At 59.9% G+C, this 20,151-nt stretch carries 19 protein-coding genes; 12 read left to right on the top strand and 7 right to left on the bottom strand.

Annotated features, from left to right (window positions below; translation table 11 throughout):
• Positions 1 to 4: 4 nt before the first annotated feature.
• The 5 genes from GWQ27_RS03965 (at position 5) to hdfR (ending at position 4,173) form a co-directional block, all read left to right on the top strand.
• Entirely contained in the window at positions 5 to 1,375 is a 1,371-nt protein-coding gene (locus tag GWQ27_RS03965) for a DUF1566 domain-containing protein (RefSeq protein WP_275906729.1), read from the top strand.
• Positions 1,372 to 1,929 (top strand): DUF1566 domain-containing protein, encoded by a 558-nt coding sequence (locus GWQ27_RS03960; protein WP_058395740.1) that lies wholly within the window; start codon positions 1,372 to 1,374, stop codon positions 1,927 to 1,929. Before GWQ27_RS03965 ends, GWQ27_RS03960 begins: the two co-directional genes overlap by 4 nt.
• Positions 1,930 to 2,150: 221 nt before the next feature.
• On the top strand, positions 2,151 to 2,633 hold the full coding sequence (gene eco / locus GWQ27_RS03955) for a serine protease inhibitor ecotin (protein WP_005310087.1): 483 nt from the start codon (positions 2,151 to 2,153) through the stop codon (positions 2,631 to 2,633).
• 302 nt (positions 2,634 to 2,935) lie between these two features.
• Complete coding sequence (locus tag GWQ27_RS03950; protein ID WP_005310084.1) at positions 2,936 to 3,298, top strand: DUF413 domain-containing protein; 363 nt, start codon at positions 2,936 to 2,938, stop codon at positions 3,296 to 3,298.
• Positions 3,298 to 4,173 (top strand): HTH-type transcriptional regulator HdfR, encoded by an 876-nt coding sequence (gene hdfR, locus GWQ27_RS03945; protein ID WP_017412115.1) that lies wholly within the window; start codon positions 3,298 to 3,300, stop codon positions 4,171 to 4,173. Before GWQ27_RS03950 ends, hdfR begins: the two co-directional genes overlap by 1 nt.
• 71 nt (positions 4,174 to 4,244) lie before the next feature.
• On the opposite strand, the gene tyrA is transcribed toward hdfR, so the two are convergent.
• From tyrA to glpT, 6 genes are all read right to left on the bottom strand, one after another.
• Positions 4,245 to 5,372 carry a bifunctional chorismate mutase/prephenate dehydrogenase gene (gene tyrA / locus GWQ27_RS03940; RefSeq protein ID WP_265467302.1) on the bottom strand — a complete coding sequence of 376 codons (1,128 nt, stop codon included), beginning with the start codon at positions 5,370 to 5,372 and terminating at the stop codon, positions 4,245 to 4,247.
• Positions 5,373 to 5,490: 118 nt separating this feature from the next.
• Entirely contained in the window at positions 5,491 to 6,564 is a 1,074-nt protein-coding gene (locus tag GWQ27_RS03935; protein WP_275906728.1) for a 3-deoxy-7-phosphoheptulonate synthase, read from the bottom strand.
• Positions 6,565 to 6,915: 351 nt separating this feature from the next.
• Entirely contained in the window at positions 6,916 to 7,998 is a 1,083-nt protein-coding gene (glpQ, locus tag GWQ27_RS03930) for a glycerophosphodiester phosphodiesterase (protein ID WP_275906727.1), read from the bottom strand.
• A gap of 102 nt (positions 7,999 to 8,100) precedes the next feature.
• On the bottom strand, positions 8,101 to 9,588 hold the full coding sequence (gene glpD / locus GWQ27_RS03925) for a glycerol-3-phosphate dehydrogenase (protein ID WP_275906726.1): 1,488 nt from the start codon (positions 9,586 to 9,588) through the stop codon (positions 8,101 to 8,103).
• Positions 9,589 to 9,900: 312 nt separating this feature from the next.
• Entirely contained in the window at positions 9,901 to 10,659 is a 759-nt protein-coding gene (locus GWQ27_RS03920) for a DeoR/GlpR family transcriptional regulator (protein ID WP_005310067.1), read from the bottom strand.
• Positions 10,660 to 10,760: 101 nt separating this feature from the next.
• A complete protein-coding gene (gene glpT / locus GWQ27_RS03915) occupies positions 10,761 to 12,119 on the bottom strand; it encodes a glycerol-3-phosphate transporter (RefSeq protein ID WP_021138522.1) in 1,359 nt (452 codons plus the stop codon).
• A gap of 488 nt (positions 12,120 to 12,607) precedes the next feature.
• On the opposite strand from glpT, the gene GWQ27_RS03910 reads away from it, so the two are divergent.
• Both GWQ27_RS03910 and glpK read left to right on the top strand, forming a co-directional pair.
• Entirely contained in the window at positions 12,608 to 13,456 is an 849-nt protein-coding gene (locus tag GWQ27_RS03910) for an MIP/aquaporin family protein (protein ID WP_021138521.1), read from the top strand.
• Positions 13,457 to 13,510: 54 nt separating this feature from the next.
• Positions 13,511 to 15,013, top strand: a complete 1,503-nt coding sequence (gene glpK, locus GWQ27_RS03905; RefSeq protein WP_005310059.1) for a glycerol kinase GlpK — start codon at positions 13,511 to 13,513, stop codon at positions 15,011 to 15,013.
• A gap of 209 nt (positions 15,014 to 15,222) precedes the next feature.
• Here glpK and GWQ27_RS03900 read toward each other — a convergent pair whose 3' ends face one another.
• Entirely contained in the window at positions 15,223 to 16,125 is a 903-nt protein-coding gene (locus tag GWQ27_RS03900) for a LysR substrate-binding domain-containing protein (protein WP_275906725.1), read from the bottom strand.
• Between the two features lie 193 nt (positions 16,126 to 16,318).
• Here GWQ27_RS03900 and GWQ27_RS03895 point away from each other — a divergent pair, with 193 nt between their 5' ends.
• The 5 genes from GWQ27_RS03895 (at position 16,319) to GWQ27_RS03875 (ending at position 20,137) form a co-directional block, all read left to right on the top strand.
• Positions 16,319 to 16,705 (top strand): DUF6404 family protein, encoded by a 387-nt coding sequence (locus GWQ27_RS03895; RefSeq protein ID WP_169046395.1) that lies wholly within the window; start codon positions 16,319 to 16,321, stop codon positions 16,703 to 16,705.
• Between the two features lie 25 nt (positions 16,706 to 16,730).
• The gene (locus GWQ27_RS03890; RefSeq protein WP_275906724.1) at positions 16,731 to 17,096 is read left to right on the top strand and encodes a VOC family protein; all 366 of its coding nucleotides are present in this window, start codon (positions 16,731 to 16,733) and stop codon (positions 17,094 to 17,096) included.
• A gap of 187 nt (positions 17,097 to 17,283) precedes the next feature.
• Positions 17,284 to 17,580: a putative quinol monooxygenase gene (locus GWQ27_RS03885; protein ID WP_169046396.1), complete on the top strand. Its 297-nt coding sequence runs from the start codon at positions 17,284 to 17,286 to the stop codon at positions 17,578 to 17,580.
• 115 nt (positions 17,581 to 17,695) lie between these two features.
• Complete coding sequence (gene dkgB, locus GWQ27_RS03880; RefSeq protein WP_169046397.1) at positions 17,696 to 18,499, top strand: 2,5-didehydrogluconate reductase DkgB; 804 nt, start codon at positions 17,696 to 17,698, stop codon at positions 18,497 to 18,499.
• Between the two features lie 465 nt (positions 18,500 to 18,964).
• Positions 18,965 to 20,137, top strand: coding sequence for an MFS transporter (locus GWQ27_RS03875; RefSeq protein ID WP_275906723.1), 1,173 nt, complete (start codon positions 18,965 to 18,967; stop codon positions 20,135 to 20,137).
• Positions 20,138 to 20,151 lie beyond the last annotated feature (14 nt).

Raw genomic sequence — 20,151 nt, 5'->3', positions numbered from 1 at the left:
AGAGATGAATCCAACCTATTCCCGCCTGGCCTGCCTGCTGGCCCCCCTGCTCACCGCCTGCGGTGGCGGCGGCTCGGATGAGGCGCCGCTGGCGGCACCTGCCTATACCCTGAACGTCAATCTGCCCGAGAGTGGCACCCTGTGCGTCAATCTCAACCAGAATACCCGCTGTGACGAGGGGGAGCCCAGCGTCAGCGGCGTGGCCGGTGCCCGTCAGCTGAGCGGCACCTCCCCCGCCTTGCTGACCAGTCCGCTGCTGTTCCTGCCAACCAACCCGGCAGCGCCGGCGCTGCTGCATCCGGCCGCCCGACTGGATGGCCAGACCCTGACCCCCAGCCTGCTCAGCACCCTGTTGCAAAGCCGCATCGCCGAGGGACATCCGCCCAAACAGGCACTCGACGAGATGTTGGCCGCGCTGGCGCCGCTGCAACCAGGTCAAGGGCTGGCCGCCCTGTCGCAACTGGCCGACTTCAACCTGGCGCTGGGGCAACGGCTGCTGGCGGTGCTCGATGCAGAGCCGGAGATATCGGACCTTTCGCCCGTCCTCCTGCAAGCCGTGGTGTGGCCGGCCCTCGGCAGCCTGCTGCCCGAGCTCGCCAGCCACTTTGCCCAGCACGGCGAGCTGACCAGCCTGCAAGAGAGCGTCACCCGCCTGCTGCAACAGCAATACTCCCATCCCCTGGTCACCGGCGGCGGCGTCACTACCTACACGGATGGTGTCGACTACCTGCTCACCGAAGAGCCCGCCGACCACCCGGGCCAGGAAGCCAGCTTGGGCAAGGCCCCCTTGCGCTATCGCAAGCTGGATGGCAAGGGCCAGCCCCTGCCGGATGACGCCCCCCAGTGGGAATGTGTGGAGGATCTCACTACCCGCCTCGTCTGGGAGAAGAAGCTCGATGATCCTGCCAGCCCCCGCGATCTGCACCGCACTTTCGCATGGGAGCTTGGCGACTATCACCCCACCCAGCAGGAGCTTGACTACGCCTGCCCGCAAGGCGAGGCCATCTGCACTACACAGCAATATCGCCAGTGGCTCAACACCCAGCAGCTGTGCGGCATCAGCAGCTGGCGCATGCCCCACTCGCGCGAGCTGATGAGCCTGCAACACTACGGCTCGCTCGCCCGCCAGTATGGCCAGCTGGTCACCATGGATGTGCGCTACTTCCCCGATGTCGGCACCACCACCAAGGATTTCAGCGGCTACTACTGGAGCCAGACCCTGACCCCGTCCCGTCGGCTGGAGAGCGCCCCCCTGAGCGCCATCGCCCATATCTTCCTCGGCGATGACGCCGGCACCGACTACGCCACCACAGTTCAAAACAGCGATGATGCCAACGGTCTGCAACTGCGACTGGTGGCGGAGGTAACCCGATGAACCGATTGATGCTGACCCTGCTGCTGACCCTCGGCAGCCCTCTCGCCCTAGCCACCGCCATCTGCGACGACACCATGCCCAGAACCAGCCCCACCGCCCGCTTCATCGACCGCGGCAACGGCACAGTCACCGACAGAAGCACGGGCCTGACCTGGATGCGCTGCCAGCTTGGCCAGACCTGGCGCAACCAGAGCTGCAGCGGCGAGCCAACCCGGCTTTACTGGCAGCAGGCCCTGCTGACGGCAGAGCGGATCCGAACCGAACCGAGCCATACCCTGTACGGCTTTGGCGGCTACCGGGATTGGCGCCTGCCCACCATCAAGGAGCTGACCAGCGTGCTGGAGTCCGCCTGCTACAAGCCGGCGCTCAACGAAACCATCTTCCCCCGCGCCATGGCCGGTGAAGGGAAAGAGGTGAACGACGGTTACGTCTATCTCTGGTCCTCGACCCCGGTGCCGGCCAGCAAGAGCGTCGCCTATCTGGATATCACCAGCGGCGCCGTCGGCATGCGGGCGCCCGGCGCCTGGGCCAAACAGCTGCTCCTGGTGCGTTGATTGCGCGGGGGTGGCCACAGGATCCCGCTGAAAAGCGGATCCTTGTCCAGCCACCTCCGAGCTGTGCAAAAGCGCTGTACACCGAATGTGCGCCTTGTCAGAAAATAGCCAGAAGACGTCATCCTGTGCCGGATCTGGCAGGATTTGCACCCCGGATCGCTGGCATGAAACGGGCAGAGCGGTTAGTCTAGCGGCGTTGAACCAATCCCCATGAGGTACAGATGAAAACCGTATTGCGTTTTAGCCTGCTGGGCGCCTTGTTGCTGGGCGGCCATGCCTTCGCCGCCGAACCGAAAAAATTTGATATCAGCATGTTTCCGGCCGCCGAAGTAAACCAGGAACGTGTCGTGATCCGCCTGCCGGAAGTCGAGAACGAAGCCGACATGATGGTCGAGCTGCAGGTCGGAAAAAAAATGATGGTCGACTGCAATGTGCCGCGTTTCGCCGGCAACCTTGAGCAGCACAGCGTCAAGGGCTGGGGCTACAACTACCTGATGCTCGGCAAGGTATCCGACCCCATCAGCACCCTGATGGCCTGCCCGGATGTCCAGAAGAAAGAGACCTTCGTCCAGATCTACGGTCAGGGCTTCTTCGTTAACTACAACTCCAAGCTGCCGTTCGTGCTCTACGTCCCGCAGGAGTATGAAGTGCGCTACCGTCTGTGGCGTGCGGACAACCTGGCCCAGCCAGCCATGATAGAGTAAGTCTCTATCGAGACCAAACCTCCCGCTTTGGTTCATGAATGACACAAGATAGAGCGCCGAATGGCGCTTTATTTTTAACCAAATTTCGTCGCCCCAGACGGCCTAACCTTGACATAACCTGACATAACTCCGCTTTTTTTCTCGCTTTTTTGCTCCTGCCCTCCCCGAATGTCCACTGGATCATGGCTAAATCACTTTCGATGAAAATGATTTATCCATATAGTGAAAAAATTGATTTTGCACTCTGCGACGGCCTGATGATACTTGCCCGCAAAGGTCAAACTAACCAGAAAAAGAGCACTATGAGCTTCGAATCCGACAAGCGTTTCAACGACTTCAAACATTTTCCCCGTGGCCTGCGTCGCAGTGGTGAATTCACTGTTGCCGAAGCGGACAGTCTGGAAAAATACGGCACCGCCATGCTGGCGCTTTATCAGGGCAACCTGGCGCCGCGCGATGACGTAGAAAGCGCCTTTATCGAACAGGTCAAATCCGGCGCTGCCGGCAGCAATCCCCACGCCAAGGTGTGGTTCAAGTATCTGAAGGTGATAGGTCCCAAGCGCGTGCATCGTCTGTGCACAGTCGCAGGCGGCGCCAACGAGGAAACCGGCGGCGGTGGTTTTGACGGCGGCAACGGCGGCGGCAGCGACGAGTCCATCGATTAATGGATACCGAACTGCTTCGGACCTTTATCGAGGTCAGCAAGACCCGGCACTTTGGCCGGGCTGCTGAGAATCTCTACCTGACCCAGTCGGCGGTGAGCTTTCGGATCCGCCAGCTCGAGCAGCAACTCGGGGTCAGTTTGTTTGCCCGTCATCGCAACAACATCCGCCTGACCGCGTCCGGCGAGCGTCTGCTGCCCTATGCAGACGCCATCTTGCATACCCTGGGTCGGGCCAAGCAGGACGTGGCGCTCTCCCCCGGTTTCAGCCAGCAGCTCGCCATAGGCGCGCCCGCCGTGTTCTGGGAGCTCGATTTCAACGACTGGCTCAATCATGTCTATGCGCTGGCTCCCGGCCTCGCCGTGCGGCTCGAAACCGCATCCCGCGAGCACCTGTGCCGCCAGCTTCTGGAACGCTCCCTCGACTTGGCCCTGCTCTCCGAGCCAACCAAGATCGACGAGATTGCCCTGCATCCCATCGGCGAACTGGTGTTTGAACTGGTGAGCCGGGATAGCACAGCCAACGCCGACAGCCTGATGCAAATGCCCCACATTCACCTCGACTGGGGCACCAGTCTGGAGCCGCAACCCAGCCGCTTGCAGAGCCTGCAAAAAACCCCCGTGCTGCACTCGAGCTCCGCCAACATGGCGCTGCAGTTCGTGCTGGCCAATGGGGGTGCCGCCTATCTGCCACGGCGGATGGTGAGTCCCTTCCTGGAAAAGGGGCAGCTGCATCTGGTGGAGGGAGGCCAGCCACTGAGCCGCCCGCTCTACCTCGCCTATCTGGAGAAATCCGATCGTCGGGAGCTGATCGATCGGCTGCTGACCCTGCCCCTTGGCTGGGATGGCGCCGATCTGCGCTTGCCGCAGCCTGAATAACCTCGGGCGATAGCACAGACAGAAAAGGGGCCGAAAAGGCCCCTTTTTTATGGTGCTTGCGTGCAATTGCATCAGCCGTGCTGGCGACGATCGTTGGCCTGGGCCAGCAACATGCGGCTCTCGCGCAGAAACTCGTCGGCATGCTCGCCAAAAAAGCCGGATACCTGCGAGAAGGCATCGATAAAGCCGGCTCTGTCCCCCTGCTCCAAGAGCCCCAGCACCTCGCCGAAGTTCTGGTAGTAGCGGCGGATCATCGCCAGATTCTGCGGTGACGACAATATGATGTCGGCATAAAGCTCAGGATCCTGGGCAAACAACCGCCCCACCATGGCCAGTTCCAACCGGTAGATGGGGGAGCTTAAGTTAAGCAGGCGGTCGATGTTGGCCTGCTCCCGGGAGAGGTGCCAGCCATAGGCAAAAGTGGCGAAGTGGCGCAGCGCCTGAATGAGGGTCATGGCCTCGTCGTGGGCTTTGGCCTCAACTTGCTGCAAGCGCGCGCCCCAGATGGTCATCTGATCCAGCAACCACTGACTGGCGGCCGCATCACGGCCCTGACAGCAGACGATCACCTGCTTGGCAAGGCTCGCCACATCCGGTCCGAACATGGGATGCAGCCCCAGAACAGGACCTTTGTGCACTGCCAACATATGGGCAAGCGGCTCGCTCTTGACGCTGGTGACATCCACCAGCAGACAATCGGCGGGCAATGAACCGAGCCGGTCGATGATCTGGCAGGTGATGTCGATGGGCACGGCCACCATCACCAGACCCGCGTCGGCCAGGATCTCGTCAGCTCGCGGCCAGTCTGCTTGTTCTAGGGTCTCGACCCGGTAGCCGGAGAGGCTGAACATATGGCCGAACAAGCGGCCAAGTTGGCCCTGTCCGCCTATGATGACCACTTTGCCAAGATCCGGCTTCATGCACTTGAAGCCGGTGTCTTTTTCGCTGGCATAAGATTCACGCATGACCCGGCGCAGCACATCCTCGATGAGGTCCCCCGGCACCCCCAGCAGTTCGGCCTCGGTGCGACGGCGGGCCAGCATGCTCGCCTCCCTGTCCGGTGCATAGATGGGCAGGCCGTGGCGGCTCTTCACCTCACCCACTTCCCCCACCAGAGCCAGTCGTGCGGCCAGCAGATCGATCAGCTGTCTGTCCACCGCATCAATCTTGTCCCTGAGGGCATTCAACTCTTCAGCCATATCCAGTCCCTGCTGGCGCCGCTGGCGGCGGCGCCCTGTGATTCAAGAGGCAACAAGGTATCACTGCGTGGGCAGTGATACCTCTATGGTTCAATCAGTTACGACAAGATACCACGGCTTACCGTGCAGTTCTGCCCTTGAGCGGCGCCGCCAGCTCGCGATGGCATCGCTCCAGCAGAGCGGCTGTGCTATCCCAGTCGATGCAGGCATCGGTGATGGAGACGCCGTAATGCATCTGCTCCTTGGGCTGCTCGCTGGACTGGTTGCCCTCGAACAGGTTGGATTCGAGCATCACCCCTATGATGGAGCGGTTGCCCTCCTGGATCTGGTGGATGACGTTGTCGGCCACCTTGGGCTGCAAACGATGATCCTTGCTGGAGTTGCCGTGACTGCAATCCACCACCAGACCGGGCAGCAGGCCCGCCTTTTCCAGTGCCTCTTCCGCCAGCGACACATTGACCGAGTCGTAGTTCGGGTGCTTGCCGCCGCGCAGGATGACGTGGCCATCCGGGTTGCCCTGGGTCTGCAGCAAGGCAACCTGGCCCTGCTGGTTGATCCCCATGAAGGCATGAGGGCTGGAGGCCGCCTGCAGCGCATTGATGGCGGTACCCAGGTTGCCGTCTGTGCCGTTCTTGAAGCCCACCGGCATGGAGAGGCCGGACGCCATCTCCCTGTGGGTCTGGGATTCTGTGGTACGGGCGCCGATGGCCGACCAGGAGAAGAGCTCGGCCAGGTATTGCGGGCTGATGGGATCGAGCGCCTCGGTCGCCAGCGGCAATTCCAGCTCCGCCAGCCAGCAGAGCAGCTCACGGGCGCGATGCAGCCCCAGCTCCACATCGAAGGTGCCATCCAGGTTCGGGTCGTTGATAAAGCCCTTCCAGCCGACCGTGGTGCGCGGCTTCTCAAAGTAGACCCGCATGACAATGTAGAGAGAATCCTGATAGGCATCATGCAGCGCTTTGAGTCTGGTTGCGTACTCTTTGGCGGCGTCCATGTCGTGGATGGAACAGGGTCCACAGATCACCAGCAGGCGGTGATCACGACGGTGGATGATGTCAGCGATGGCAGTGCGGGCCCCTTGCACGAAAGCCAGCGCCTGGTCGGAGATGGGTAGCTTCTCCTTGAGCTGGGCAGGCGTGATCATCACTTGTTCGGATTGGATATGGATGTTGTTCAAGGGGTCTCTTTGCATTTTCTCATTCTCTCTACAGTATTTAAGCCAATTGCACTGGGTGTATTCATTTGTTTACACAAGTCAGCGCTTTGTTACGCAACCGCCCTCACCTTACCAAGGAAAAACAAACAATCAAGTGAAACTAGCGGATTAACTGTCTAACAGGTGGATAAACGACCAGCAAGGCGACCTAAACAGCCAGAAAGTAGCGAGTAAAAAGCCCATGACCCGACAAAACCGTAAACATATAGTTACACCCTGATACTGCCGTCAGCGCTGCTCGACCACTATCCCATGCCTGCCCTTGCCACCATTTTATAAAAAAAGCGGGGCACCTGGCCCCGCTTGCGTTCCCGTCTTGCTCTTCTTTTATGATTTTCCGTGTGCCTTGATGGCGTCGACCGCCTTGTCCGGGAAGTCGCTGAACACACCGTCCACATCGGCCTGATAGAGGAAGATGTTGAGCAGATCGCTGAAATCCTTGGCGTAGGCCGGGATCTGCCCCTCATCCTGACGGAAGGTATAAGGGTGTACTTTAAGGCCAGCGGCGTGGGCCTCTTTCACCATGCCGGTAAACACAGGTTTGCCCGGGGTGCCCGGCTCCGTGACTATCATCGGCTTCCAGGGGCCTATGCCTTCCGCGTAGCCGGCGATAGTCTTCATGGCCCCCGGCTTGAACATCCAGTCATAGTCGTAAGGGGTTGCCTGGCCCTTGGCGTCATAGACCATGGTCTCGTTCCAGTCGGTCTCGGCCATTAGCTGCACCAATTTCAAGTCCATGCCTAAGGCGGGCATCAGTTCGCTGTTGATGCGCTTGAGCTCGTTGGCATCGAAGCACTGCAGATAGACCTTGTCATCCTTCCCTGTGTAGCCGTACTCCTTGAGTACCGTGAGCACCGCCTTGGAGATGTCCTTGCCTTCGTGGCGGAACAGCCAGGGGGCCTTGATCTCCGGGTAGATGCCGATGTTCTTGCCAGTGCTCTTGTTGAGCCCCTGGATCATCTCTATCTCTTCCTGGAAGGTGTGGATCTTGAAGCTGGACTTCCAGAGCGGGAAGCGGGCCGGATAAACGGGCACCTGCTTGCCATCCACCAGCTGGAACGGCTCCGTCATGCTCAGGGAGCGCACCTCGGCCAGGGTGAAGTCCACCACATAGTAACGACCGTCCGGGCGGGCCCGACCGGGGAAACGCTCGGCCACGTCCGTGATGCCATCGAGGAAGTGATCGTGCATCACCACCAGCTGGTCATCCTTGGTCATCACCAGATCCTGCTCCAGATAATCGGCTCCCATGCCATAGGCCAGCGCCTTGGATGCCAGGGTGTGCTCGGGCAGATAGCCTGAGGCGCCACGGTGGGCGATCACTATCTTGCCTTCGTCGGCAGCAAGAGCGGGCAATGCAAGGGCGGCCCCCAGGCCAAGGGCAATCAGGGAGAGAGAGATTTTTTTCATGCGAGGTGCTCTTTGTTATTGTTTATTTGGTGTAGGTGTTTGTTATAGCAGAGGTTTGTTGCATTTTAACGACGGGCGGCCAAGGGGCCGCCCGCTTCTTCATCAGCTTGCCTTGGGCAAGGCGTGCTGATGTTGTTCCAGCCAGGCGTGCAACTGCTGCTGCTCAGGCAGGGAGAGGCGCAGCCCCAGCTTGCTGCGGCGCCACAGTATGTCTTCCATCGAATGGGCCCACTCGCGGCTCATCAGATAACGCACTTCCGACTCGTACAGACCGGCCCCAAAGTGCTGGCCGCGCTCCTCGTGCAACCAGAGGCGGGCGTGGCTGCCATAGGCCTCGGCGATGCGACGGGCGTTGCGCTCATCCAGCCAGTCGAATTCGAGCATATAGGCACGGGCCAGCTCGGTAGTGGAGCAATCAAACTCACCACCGGGCAGACGGCTGGTGGCGGTCCAGTCTTCGCCCATCTGGCTGAACCAGGGCTTGAGCTTGTTGCAGGCGGCCTGGGCCAGCTTGCGATAAGTGGTGAGCTTGCCGCCAAACACGGACAAGAGTGGCGCGCCGTCGGATTCACCGGAGAGCTCGAGGGTATAGTCACGGGTCACGGCCTGGGGGGAATCGGACTCGTCATCGCAGAGCGGTCGCACGCCGGCATAGGTCCAGATGACATCTTTGGGTGCTATCTGGCGGGTAAAGTGAGCGTTGACCACCTTGCACAGGTAGTTGATTTCGGCGTCGCTGATCTTGGCTTCGCGCGGGCTGCCCTTGTGCTCCACGTCCGTGGTGCCGATCAGGGAGTAATCCTGCTGATAAGGGATGACAAAGACGATGCGGTTGTCTTCGTTTTGCAGGATATAGGCCTCTTCGCGCTCATGGATACGCGGCACTATGATATGGCTGCCCTTGATGAGGCGAATGCCGCGCGGGGATTTCTCGTGCAGGCTCTCGTCATAGAAGGTCTTGACCCAGGGACCGGCTGCATTGACCAGACCACGGCAGGTGACGGTGAACTGCTCGCCCCCTTCCCGCTCCAGAGTCAACGTCCAGTGCTTGGAGCCGCGCACCGCCTTGATGCAGCGGGTGCGGGTCTGCACCTCGGCCCCTTTATCACGCGCCATCATGGCGTTGAGTACCACCAGGCGGGCGTCATCGACCCAGGCATCCGAGTACTCGAAACCCTTGTTGATACCGGCTGTCAAGCCGTCCTGAGGCAGGAAACGCACGCCGCAACTGCCCTTGAGCTTGTCGCGCTTGGCCAGGTTGTCATACAGGAAGAGGCCGGCACGTATCATCCAGGCCGGACGCAGGTGCGGGCGGTGCGGCAGACGAAAACGCATGGGGCGGGCGATATGCGGTGCCATGCCAAGCAGCACTTCCCGCTCAGCCAAGGCCTCTTTCACCAGCCGGAATTCGTAATGTTCGAGGTAACGCAAGCCGCCGTGGATCAGCTTGCTGGAGTTGGAGGAGGTGGCAGAGGCGAGATCCTGTGCCTCGAACAGGGCAACCTTCAGACCCCGACCCGCTGCATCAGCCGCAATGCCCACCCCATTGATGCCGCCGCCAACGACGACCAGATCATAATGTTCGCTCATGTTCACCTACTCTTTCTTATTTTGGGTTTGCTATGACAGCAATGTTTGATTTCGCTCATATTAGAGCATGAAAAAATGATAAACGAACATTTTATGGAGAAAATGTGATCGCGATTGTTTTGGCAATGCTAAAAATGCTGCCAGTCGGTGATCAGGACGTCAGCAAGGGGCTGGCTGGCAAAATAGCGTGCGCGAGATCGCGCTCATACCCAGGGTGGTAGTAAGCCGGAAAACAGCAGGAGGAAGAGGAAAACAGGGGAAAAAGCGGCCGCCGTCATGGCGGCCTGGTGCCAGAGAGGGGTTAACGGTGACTCAGCAGATATGGCATTCGATCTGGTGCTGGGACATGAGCCGCATCAGCTTCTCCGGTGGCTCCTGATCGGTGAACAGGGCGTGGATCTGGTTGAGATTGCCCAGATTGACCATGGCGTTGCGACCGAACTTGGTGTGGTCGGCGGCCAGAAACACCTGGCGGGAGTGGGCTATGATGGCTTGGGCAATCTTCACCTCGTGGTAGTCGAAATCGAGCAGAGAGCCGTCATTGTCGATGCCCGAGATACCGATGACACCGTAATCCATGCGGAACTGACCGATGAAATCGCGGGTCGCCTCCCCCACTATGCCGCCATCCCGGTTGCGGATCTCGCCACCGGCGATGATGACGGTGAAGTCATCCTTGGCGGTGAGAATGCTGGCGACGTTGAGGTTGTTGGTCACCACGCGCAGCTCGCGGTGATCGAGCAGGGCGCGGGCGATGGCCTCCGTGGTGGTCCCTATGTCGATGAAGAGGGAAGAGCCATCGGGAATATTGGCGGCCACTTCGCGGGCGATACGCTCTTTCTCCTTGAGCTGCATCACTTTGCGGGCACTGTAGGCGGTATTGACGGTACTCGAATGCAGGGAGGCACCGCCATGATGGCGCCGGATCTTGTTCTGTTCGGCGAGATCGTTCAGATCACGGCGAATGGTCTGGGGGCTGACGTCAAAGTGGGTCACCAGATCCTCCGTCGAGACAAAGCCCTGCCGCGTCAGGACGTCCAGTATCTCCAGATGTCGTTGGGTTTGCTTCACGCTTGAACTCCGATGATGAGACGAAAAAAGGCCCCGGCAGATGCGGGGCCTTTGGCAGTTTACCTGATCCCTTTTCGGATCGATAAGGGCAGGATCACGTTTTATGCCTTATCGGCAGCCGCCTTCTTGGCAGCGACGGCGATGTTCTCATGCTTGAGGGTCATGGCCAGCAGTATGATGGAGATCACGCAAGACGCGGTCAGCACCATGAAACCGCCATCCCAACCGAAGTGGTCAACGGTATAGCCCAGCATGGCGTTGGCCGCCACTGCACCACCCAGATAACCGAACAGCCCGGTGAAGCCTGCCGCGGTACCGGCTGCCTTCTTGGGTGCCAGCTCCAGTGCATACAGACCGATCAGCATGACGGGACCATAGATCAGGAAGCCGATGGCGACCAGAGCCAGCATGTCGACGGTGGGGTTGCCCGCCGGGTTGAGCCAGTAGACCAGCACAGCCAGGGTGACCAGCACCATGAAGAGGATGCCGGCCGGGGCGCGGCGGCCCTGGAACATCTTGTCAGAGATCCAGCCGCACAGCAGGGTGCCCGGAATACCGGCCCACTCGTACAGGAAATAGGCCCAGGAAGAGTTGTCGACAGTGAAATCCTTGGCCTCTTTCAGATAGGTCGGAGCCCAGTCCAGCACACCGTAACGAATGAGGTAAACGAAGGCGTTGGCAATGGCGATGTACCACAGCAGCTTGTTGTGCAGCACGTACTTCATGAAGATTTCCTTGGCGGAAAACTCCTTCTCGTGGCTGGCGTCATAGTCCTTCGGATAGTCGTCCTTGTACTCCTCGATGGGCGGCAGACCGACCGATTGCGGGGTGTCACGCATCACGAAGAAGGCGATCACCGCAATGGCGGCAGCGGCAGCAGCCGGTACATAGAAGGCACTGCGCCAGTCATTGAACCAGCCCATCCCCAGGATGAACAGCGGGCCAATCAGGCCACCGCCGACGTTGTGCGCCACGTTCCAGACCGCGACCACTTCGCCACGCTCTTTCTGTGACCACCAGTGCACCATGGTGCGACCGCAGGGCGGCCAGCCCATGCCTTGTACCCAACCGTTCAGGAACAAGAGCACGAACATGATGGCGATGCTGGAGGTAGCCCAGTGCACAGTCCCCATCATGAACATGATACCGGCCGACAACAGCAGACCGGCAGAGAGGAAGTAGCGGGCGTTGGATCGGTCAGACACGTTCCCCATCAGGAACTTGGACAGACCATAGGCAATGGAAACCCCGGACAGGGCCAGGCCCAGATCACCGCGGGAGAATCCCTGTTCGATCAGGTAAGGCATCGCCAGACTGAAGTTTTTCCGTACCAGGTAGTAACCGGCATAACCAAAGAAGATCCCGAAAAACACCTGCCAACGCATGCGTTTGTAGAAGGGGTCGACCTTGTCGGCCGGAAGCCTGTCTATGTGTGGTGCAGGCCTGAAGAGACTAAGCATGTTCTGCTTCCTTATTGTTGTTGTGGGCGGTTGAGGGTGCCCTGTCCATGCTGACCAACCAGAGGAGTCCTGATTCGAAAGCGAGCCTATTGTGCTCACATGTGAACATTTAATCTGTGATGGAGGCTCAAATATTGCAGTTTTATTACAAAATAAAGCGCCGAATGAGTAAACACTCATCAGCGGCTATCCCTTGCAGGGCAAGGGATAGCGGTACCCACTAAGTGGTATAAGCCCTGTTGCAACTTGCTTTCCGTCACATTTTTTTAGCAATGAATGGGATCTTGTCCACAGTTCCTGCGGGGAGGGAGTGGTGAATGGCCGATTTAGGTTTATTTTCTCTCTCGTCCGAGAACGAGCGCAAACGAGCATAACGTTTGCGTCAGCTCAAAAAACAAGAAAAAACGTTTTCGGATGCAGTAATGGGACTGAAAAAACAACAAAACGGAACATCAAACCTACTCTGGGTGGATATAAGGAATAAAAGTATGAGCATACAAAGACCCAATACCCTGCTTGGCGAGTGCATCGCCGAGTTTATCGGAACCGGCCTGCTGATATTTTTCGGCGTCGGTTGTGTGGCCGCCCTGGTGCTGGCCGGTGCCAACTTCGGACAATGGGAAATCTCTATTACCTGGGGTCTGGGTGTCGCCATCGCCATCTATGTGACCGGCGGTATTTCAGGTGCCCACCTGAACCCGGCCGTGACCCTGGCGCTGATGACCTTCTGCGGGTTCGACAAGCGTAAAGTGGTGCCCTACATCATCGCTCAGGTCGCCGGTGCCTTCAGCTTCGCCGCCCTTGTCTACTTCCTTTATGGCGGCCTGTTCACCCAGTGGGAAGTGACCCACAACGTGGTACGCGGCAGCGTCGAGAGCCTCGGCTCCGCCGGCATCTTCTCCACCTACCCGAACGCCCTGCTCTCCAACATGCAAGCCTTCGCGGTCGAGCTGGTGATCACCGCCGTTCTGATGCTGGGCATCATGGCGCTGGGTGACAACAACAACGGCGCCCCCAAAGGCTTCGCCGCCGCCCTGCTGATCGGTATCCTGATCGCCGTGATCGGTGCCTCCCTCGGCCCGTTAACCGGCTTTGCCATGAACCCTGCCCGTGATTTCGGCCCCAAACTGTTTGCCTTCCTGGCAGGCTGGGGTGACGTGGCCATGACTGGTGGTCGTGACAACCCCTACTTCTGGGTGCCCATCCTTGGCCCCATCGTCGGTGCCCAGCTTGGTACCGCCCTGTATGTGAAAGTGTTGGCTCCCTGTGTGCCTGGCAACCGTGTTGCCGCCACCGAGCAAGCTGCCCAAACCGCCAAAGAAGAGGCCGCCGCATAAGAGCGGCCCTCCCCAACGTGTAACAACGTGGAAAATAAAAACGTGGAGAACATCATGTCTGCTGAAAAAAAATATGTCGTCGCTCTGGACCAGGGTACTACCTCCTCCCGCGCCATCGTGTTTGACCAGGATGCCAATATCGTCGGCACCTCCCAGCGCGAATTCACCCAGCACTACCCGAAAGCGGGCTGGGTAGAGCACGACCCCATGGAGATCTGGGCGACCCAGTCCTCCGTCTTCACCGAAGTACTGGCCAAGACTGGCCTGCGCAGCGAAGAGATTGCCGCCATCGGCATCACCAACCAGCGTGAAACCACAGTGGTATGGGAAAAGGCCACCGGCAAACCCATCTACAACGCCATTGTCTGGCAGTGCCGCCGCACCGCAGCCATCTGCGAAGAGCTCAAGGCCCGTGGCCTGGAAGAGTATGTTCGCGAGAACACCGGCCTGGTGCTGGATGCCTACTTCTCCGGCACCAAGGTGAAGTGGATCCTCGACAACGTCGAAGGGGCCCGCGAGAAGGCGATGAACGGCGAGCTGCTGTTCGGCACCATAGACACCTGGCTGGTGTGGAAGATGACCAACGGCGAAGTGCATGTCACCGACCCGACCAACGCCTCCCGCACCATGCTTTACAACATTCGCGACCTGAAGTGGGACGAGAAGATGCTGGACGAGCTGGGCATTCCCTTGTCCATGCTGCCAGAGGTCAAGCCCTCTTCCGAAGTGTATGGCTACACCACCCGTGGCGGCGGCTCCCGCATCCCCATCGCCGGCATTGCCGGTGACCAGCAGTCTGCCCTGTTCGGCCAGCTCTGCTTCGAAAAAGGGATGGCCAAGAACACCTACGGTACCGGCTGCTTCTTGCTGATGAACACGGGCACAGAGCCGGTTCGCTCCAGCAACGGCCTGCTGACCACGGTCGCCATCGGCCCGAAAGGGGAAGTGAACTACGCGCTGGAAGGGGCTGTCTTTATGGGCGGCGCTACCGTGCAGTGGCTGCGTGACGAGCTGAAACTCATCCACGATGCCCGCGATACCGACTACTTCGCCTCCAAGGTGGGTGACACCAACGGCGTCTATCTGGTGCCGGCCTTCGTCGGCCTGGGCGCACCCTACTGGGATCCCTATGCTCGCGGCACCATGGTCGGCCTGACCCGTGGCGCCAACCGCAACCACATCATTCGTGCCGCGCTGGAATCCATCGCCTACCAGAGCCGTGATGTGCTGGATGCCATGCAGCAGGACTCCGGCATCAAGCTGGCCGCCCTCAAGGTAGACGGCGGCGCGGTTGCCAACGACTTCCTGATGCAGTTCCAGTCCGACATGATGCACACCCCTGTGGTGCGTCCGACCCGTATCGAGACCACCGCCATGGGCGCCGCCTTCCTGGCCGGTCTGGCCGTCGGCTTCTGGAAGAGCTCTGACGAGCTGGAAGACAAGTTCAGCGTGGATCGTGAATTCATCCCGCAGATGAGCCACGAAGAGCGCAACAAGCTCTACCACGGCTGGCAGAAAGCGGTTGAGCGTTCACGCCGCTGGGCCGAAGAGGATTAATCGGGCAACCGACATCTTTCCGAGATGAACAAACAAAGAGGCCGACAGCGATGTCGGCCTCTTCTTTGAGCTCTTTATCCACTCCGGCCATTGGCAACGTATATCTGCCGGCCAGTCAGCTCCCTTCCCCTTGTCACGGCTGGGTGCCAGCGACGTCTTCCCCCCTGCAAAGGGGAAGCCGGGAGGGGGCGGCCCTTCCCACTCCCCCCTCACAGGGTATGGCTGCCGATCTGCTCCTTGATAAAGTCGAGCCAGACCCGCAACCGGATATCCCGCTGGGCATCGGAGTAGAAGACCGCATTGACGGGACGCGAGGCACCGCTGTTGCTGCGAGCCAGCACCTCCACCAGAGCCCCGCTTGCACGATCCGGCCCAGTCATGAAGTCCGACAGGCAGACGATCCCCTGCCCCGCCAGCGCCAGCTGACGCAGGGTCTCGCCGCTGCTGGCCCGCAGGGTCGGGGTGATGGCGAAGCGATCCCCCTGCTCGACACTGAGCAGCGGCCAGTGGTTGAGGTGATCGGGATGCAAAAAACCCAGCAGTTCGTGGCCCGCCAGCAGATCCGCCGGTTGGCGCGGTGTGCCACGTTCGTTCAAATACGCAGGGGATGCCAGCAGCCGCAGCCGCGAACGCCCCAGCGGCAAGGCGCGCAGGGAAGAATCCGTCAGCTCGCCGATACGAATGGCCATGTCTACCCGCCGCTCCATCAGATTGATGAAACCTTCCGAGCTGTGCAGTTGCAGCTCGATGGCGGGATAGCGGCGGCGAAACTCGCCTATGATGGGCACCAGCCGGTGCAGGATAAAGGGGGTGGCCGCATCGACCCGCAATATTCCCTCCGGCTGCTCCTTGCGCATCAACAGATGCCCCTCCGCCTCGCTCATCTCGGTCAGGATATTTACCGCCCGCTGATAGAACCAGCTCCCCTCCTCCGTCAAACTGACCCGACGGGTGGTGCGATTGAGCAGCAGAGTGGCGAGCTTCTCCTCGAGCCGCTTGATGCCGCGACTCACCACAGAGTTGTCCATGCCGAGGTTCTCCGCCGCCTGGCGAAAACTGCCCGCCTCCACCACGGCCACGAACAGGGTCAGTTCATCAGAATGGGTCTTCATTGCTGTTATCCAGGCAAGAGTATTGGGTCTTTATAGGTGTAATCGCTCAGGGTTGGCAAGGTCGTCATGATCCCAAATTCTTTATTTCCACAGATAAATAACGTGATGCTCAGCTCAAACCAGACTCTCCCTTTGCCGGTACAATGCTGCCAAAGCGGCATCGTATGGCGCCACCCATGACAAGGACGACCTAATGACATTCGAAAACAGGCTGGCCGCCGCCCATAGGGAACTGGCCGACAAGGGCGTGCAGATGCTCAACTACAACCCGCCACTGTTCAGAGTGTTGCGCAGACTGGGGCTGCGACTCAGACCGCCCCACCATGAGCGCTTTCTGGTCAACGTGCTCGCGATGGGATTCCCCATCGGCGCCTTCTGGGGGTTGTTGATGTGGTACCTCGGCTGGCAAGATGAGGTGACCCCGGCATTCGCCCTGCGCCAAAGCCTGCTGTTCGGCATAGGGGTCGGTCTGCTGATGGCGATCTTCTTGCTGGTGCGCCGCAAGCAGCTCAAGCTGACCCCCTGGGATGCCTTGCCGCAGTCCACGCGCCGCACCCAGCAACGCTGGCAACCGAAATAACCACCACAATCAACAAGGACCCCTCATGATCAAAACCCATGAAAAACTGAACTATGTGGAGTTTGCGGCGCGAGATCTTGCGGCCACCAAAGCCTTCTTTCAAGCCGTATTTGGCTGGCAGTTTGTCGATTACGGTCCCGACTACTGCGCCTTTGCCGATGAGGGGCTGGATGGTGGTTTCTATAAAGCGGATCTGTGCAGCCACACAGCTCAGGGGGGCGCCCTGCTGGTGTTCTACAGCGCAGATATAGAGGCAACCCAGGCCAAGGTGAGCCAGTATGGCGGTACCATCAACCGCCCCCTGTTTGATTTCCCCGGTGGCCGCCGTTTTCACTTTGTCGAGCCCAGCGGCAATGAATTTGCGGTCTGGTCCGAGCCAGCCAATGCCTGATGGCAAGGGGGCGCGCCAGCCGTCCCCTTCTCTATTCCCCCCTATTAACCCTTCACCCATATCGGCCTCTGATGCAGCGTCTGCGCTTTCATTGCTGCTTTTTTCTCAATAGTGTTTTGCGACTGTTGCCCTATTCCCCTCCCCTTGCGGCAGGCATACTGACCTTCGTTTTAGCAAGGAGGTTCAGATGTCATCACCCGTGATTGTGATTGCCCAACTTGAAGCCAAACCCGAATTTTCCGCCCAGTTCCGGGCCGCCCTTGAGCCGCTGATGGCGGCCACCCTGCGGGAATCTGGCTGCCAGCGCTACCAGCTGCATCAGGATAGGGACAATCCCCACTGCTGGATGCTGCACGAAGAGTGGGAGAGCGAAGCCGCGCTCACGGCCCACCAGCAGCAAGCTCACTTCCTCGACTTTATCGCCAGGGCCGAGCCCTGGTTTGCCAGCAGCAATATTCGCAATTACCGCCGACTGCCGGCCTGAGTATTCCGAGACTCGTTGACGATGGCGCTGCCAACTTGCACCGCCGCCACGGCCTTTGCACCAAGCCAACGCCTTTGCTCTGGGCAAGGGCCAAACACCCCATTTGAGGAAATTGATGATGAAAATGCCTGCCATGGGTCTGGGCACCTTTCGCCTGAAAGGTGAGCCACTGCTTGCAACCCTGAATACCGGTCTGGCGCTCGGTTATCGCCATATCGATACTGCCCAGATTTACGACAACGAAAGCGAAGTGGGCGAGGTGCTGGCGACGACCTCGGTGCCCCGCTCGGATATCTACCTCACCACCAAGGTGTGGACCAGCGAGTTCGGCCCGGGCCAGCTGATCCCCAGCCTCAAGACCAGCCTTCAGAAACTGCGCACCGACTATCTGGACCTGGCGCTGATCCATTGGCCCTCCCCCAACGACGAGGTGCCGATGGCGGTCTATCTGGAGCAACTGGCCGAAGCCAAATCCCTGGGCCTGACCCGGGAAATTGGGGTCTCCAACTTCACGGTTACCCAGCTTAAAGAAGCCATCGACATTCTGGGTCCCGGCGCCATCGCTCACCAGCAGGTAGAGATCCACCCTTTGCTGCAAAACCGCAAGGTGGTGGAATTCTGCCAGGAGCAGGGCATCGCCATCACCGCCTATATGCCGCTGGCTTACGGCAAGGTGCTGAGTGAGCCGATCTTGATGGAGATCGGCAAGTACCACAAGGTGTCGGCAGCCCAGGTGTCGCTGGCCTGGCTGCTGGCCCAGGGCATGACGGTGATCCCGAGCTCCACCAAGCGGGAGAATCAGGCCGCCAATCTGGCTGCCCTCGAGGTTTCCCTGAGCAGTGAAGAGATGGCCCAGATCGCCACCCTGGAGCGAGGTGAACGCTGCGCCGACCCCGACTTTGCACCGGCTTGGGACTAAACAGGCTTTGTCCTCGCCCTGTGAGAGCGCGTGAGGGCAAAGCGACGTCTTGTCATTGCCTGTGCATCCTCGTTCCTTCTCCCATTCGGGAAGCAGGGCGCAAAGAAGGGTCTGAGAGAATCAGCAAAAAACCAGCGGGAGGCACAGTGCCTCCCGCTTTCTATTGCCGCTCTTGCCACCCCTTGCTGCGGCGCGCGCCAATCCCGGTCACAGGTTATCCCGCCCTCTGCTGCCTGCTGCCACCCTCACTTGTCAGCCAGGTTTCGCCCTACTGCTCTTACTCCTTGGTCATGCCAGCCTCCCGCTCGCGACCTGCGATCACGCGGGTCGATTGTGGTGCAGTCACGCCGCCTATTGATGCTGATTTGGCAAAAGTAATTTGATGTCACCGTCATTTTTGCCAACAAAGCGACTCGGCATACTGGCCACCTTCTCCCGTCGGGAGTCACTATCCAAGGAGTTTGTATGCCACTGGCGTTATTTGCCCTTACCTTAAGTGCCTTTGCGATCGGCACCACCGAATTCGTGATCGTGGGGCTCATTCCCACCATTGCAGAACAACTCAATGTGTCGCTGCCCTCGGCGGGCCTCTTGGTCAGCCTCTATGCCATGGGGGTGGCCATAGGCGCGCCGCTGCTGACTGCGCTCACCGGCAAGTTGCCGCGCAAGTGGCTGCTGGTGGGCTTGATGGCGCTCTTTACCGCCGGCAACCTGCTGGCCTGGCAGGCACCGGGTTACGAGAGCCTGATCGTTGCCCGCATCCTGACAGGTCTGGCCCACGGGGTCTTCTTCTCGGTGGGAAGCACCATAGCCACCGGCCTGGTGGCCAAAGAGAAGGCGGCGAGCGCCATCGCCATCATGTTCAGCGGCCTGACAGTGGCGCTGGTGACCGGCGTGCCACTCGGCACCTGGATTGGTCAGGTGTTTGGCTGGCGTGAAACCTTTCTGGTAGTGAGCCTGCTCGGGGTCATCGCCATGGTGGGCAGCCTGCTGCTGATCCCGAGTAACCTGCCCAAGGGGGCGGCCTCGACCATCCGCGAACAGCTCGCCGTGCTGACCAAGAAACCGCTGCTGCTGGTGTATGCCAAGACAGCCCTGGGTTACGGCGGCGCCTTCACCGCCTTTACTTTCCTCGCCCCCATCTTGCAGCAGGTGAGCGGCTTTGGTGCCGGTGCCGTGAGCCTGATCCTGCTGGTGTACGGTGTCTCTGTGGCCTTTGGCAACATCTGGGGTGGCAAGCTGGCAGACCGACTCGGCCCCCTGCCCGCCCTGAAACTGCTGTTCGGTGGTCTGGCGCTGGTGTTGCTGGTGCTGACCTTCACTGCGCCACACCCTGTGCTGGCGGTGCTGACCGTGCTGGTGTGGGGCGCCTTTGCCTTTGGCAACGTGCCAGGCTTGCAGGTGCTGGTGGTGCAACAGGCCGAGCGCCATACCCCCAATGCGGTGGATGTCGCCTCCGGCCTCAACATCGCCGCCTTCAACGTCGGCATAGCACTGGGATCCGTGGTGGGTGGCTTAGTGGTGGAACACCTTGGCCTGATGCACACCCCCTGGATTGGTGCCCTTATCGTGCTGCTGGCCTATGGGTTGACCCATGTCAGCGAGCGGCGCGAAGCCAGACTGGCGCTGGCACGCTAACCCTTGTGCAGACA

The sequence above is a fragment of the Aeromonas sp. 5HA1 genome, assembly GCF_029237245.1.
GTDB lineage: Bacteria > Pseudomonadota > Gammaproteobacteria > Enterobacterales > Aeromonadaceae > Aeromonas > Aeromonas salmonicida.
This window is presented reverse-complemented; position numbering and strand designations above follow the sequence as displayed.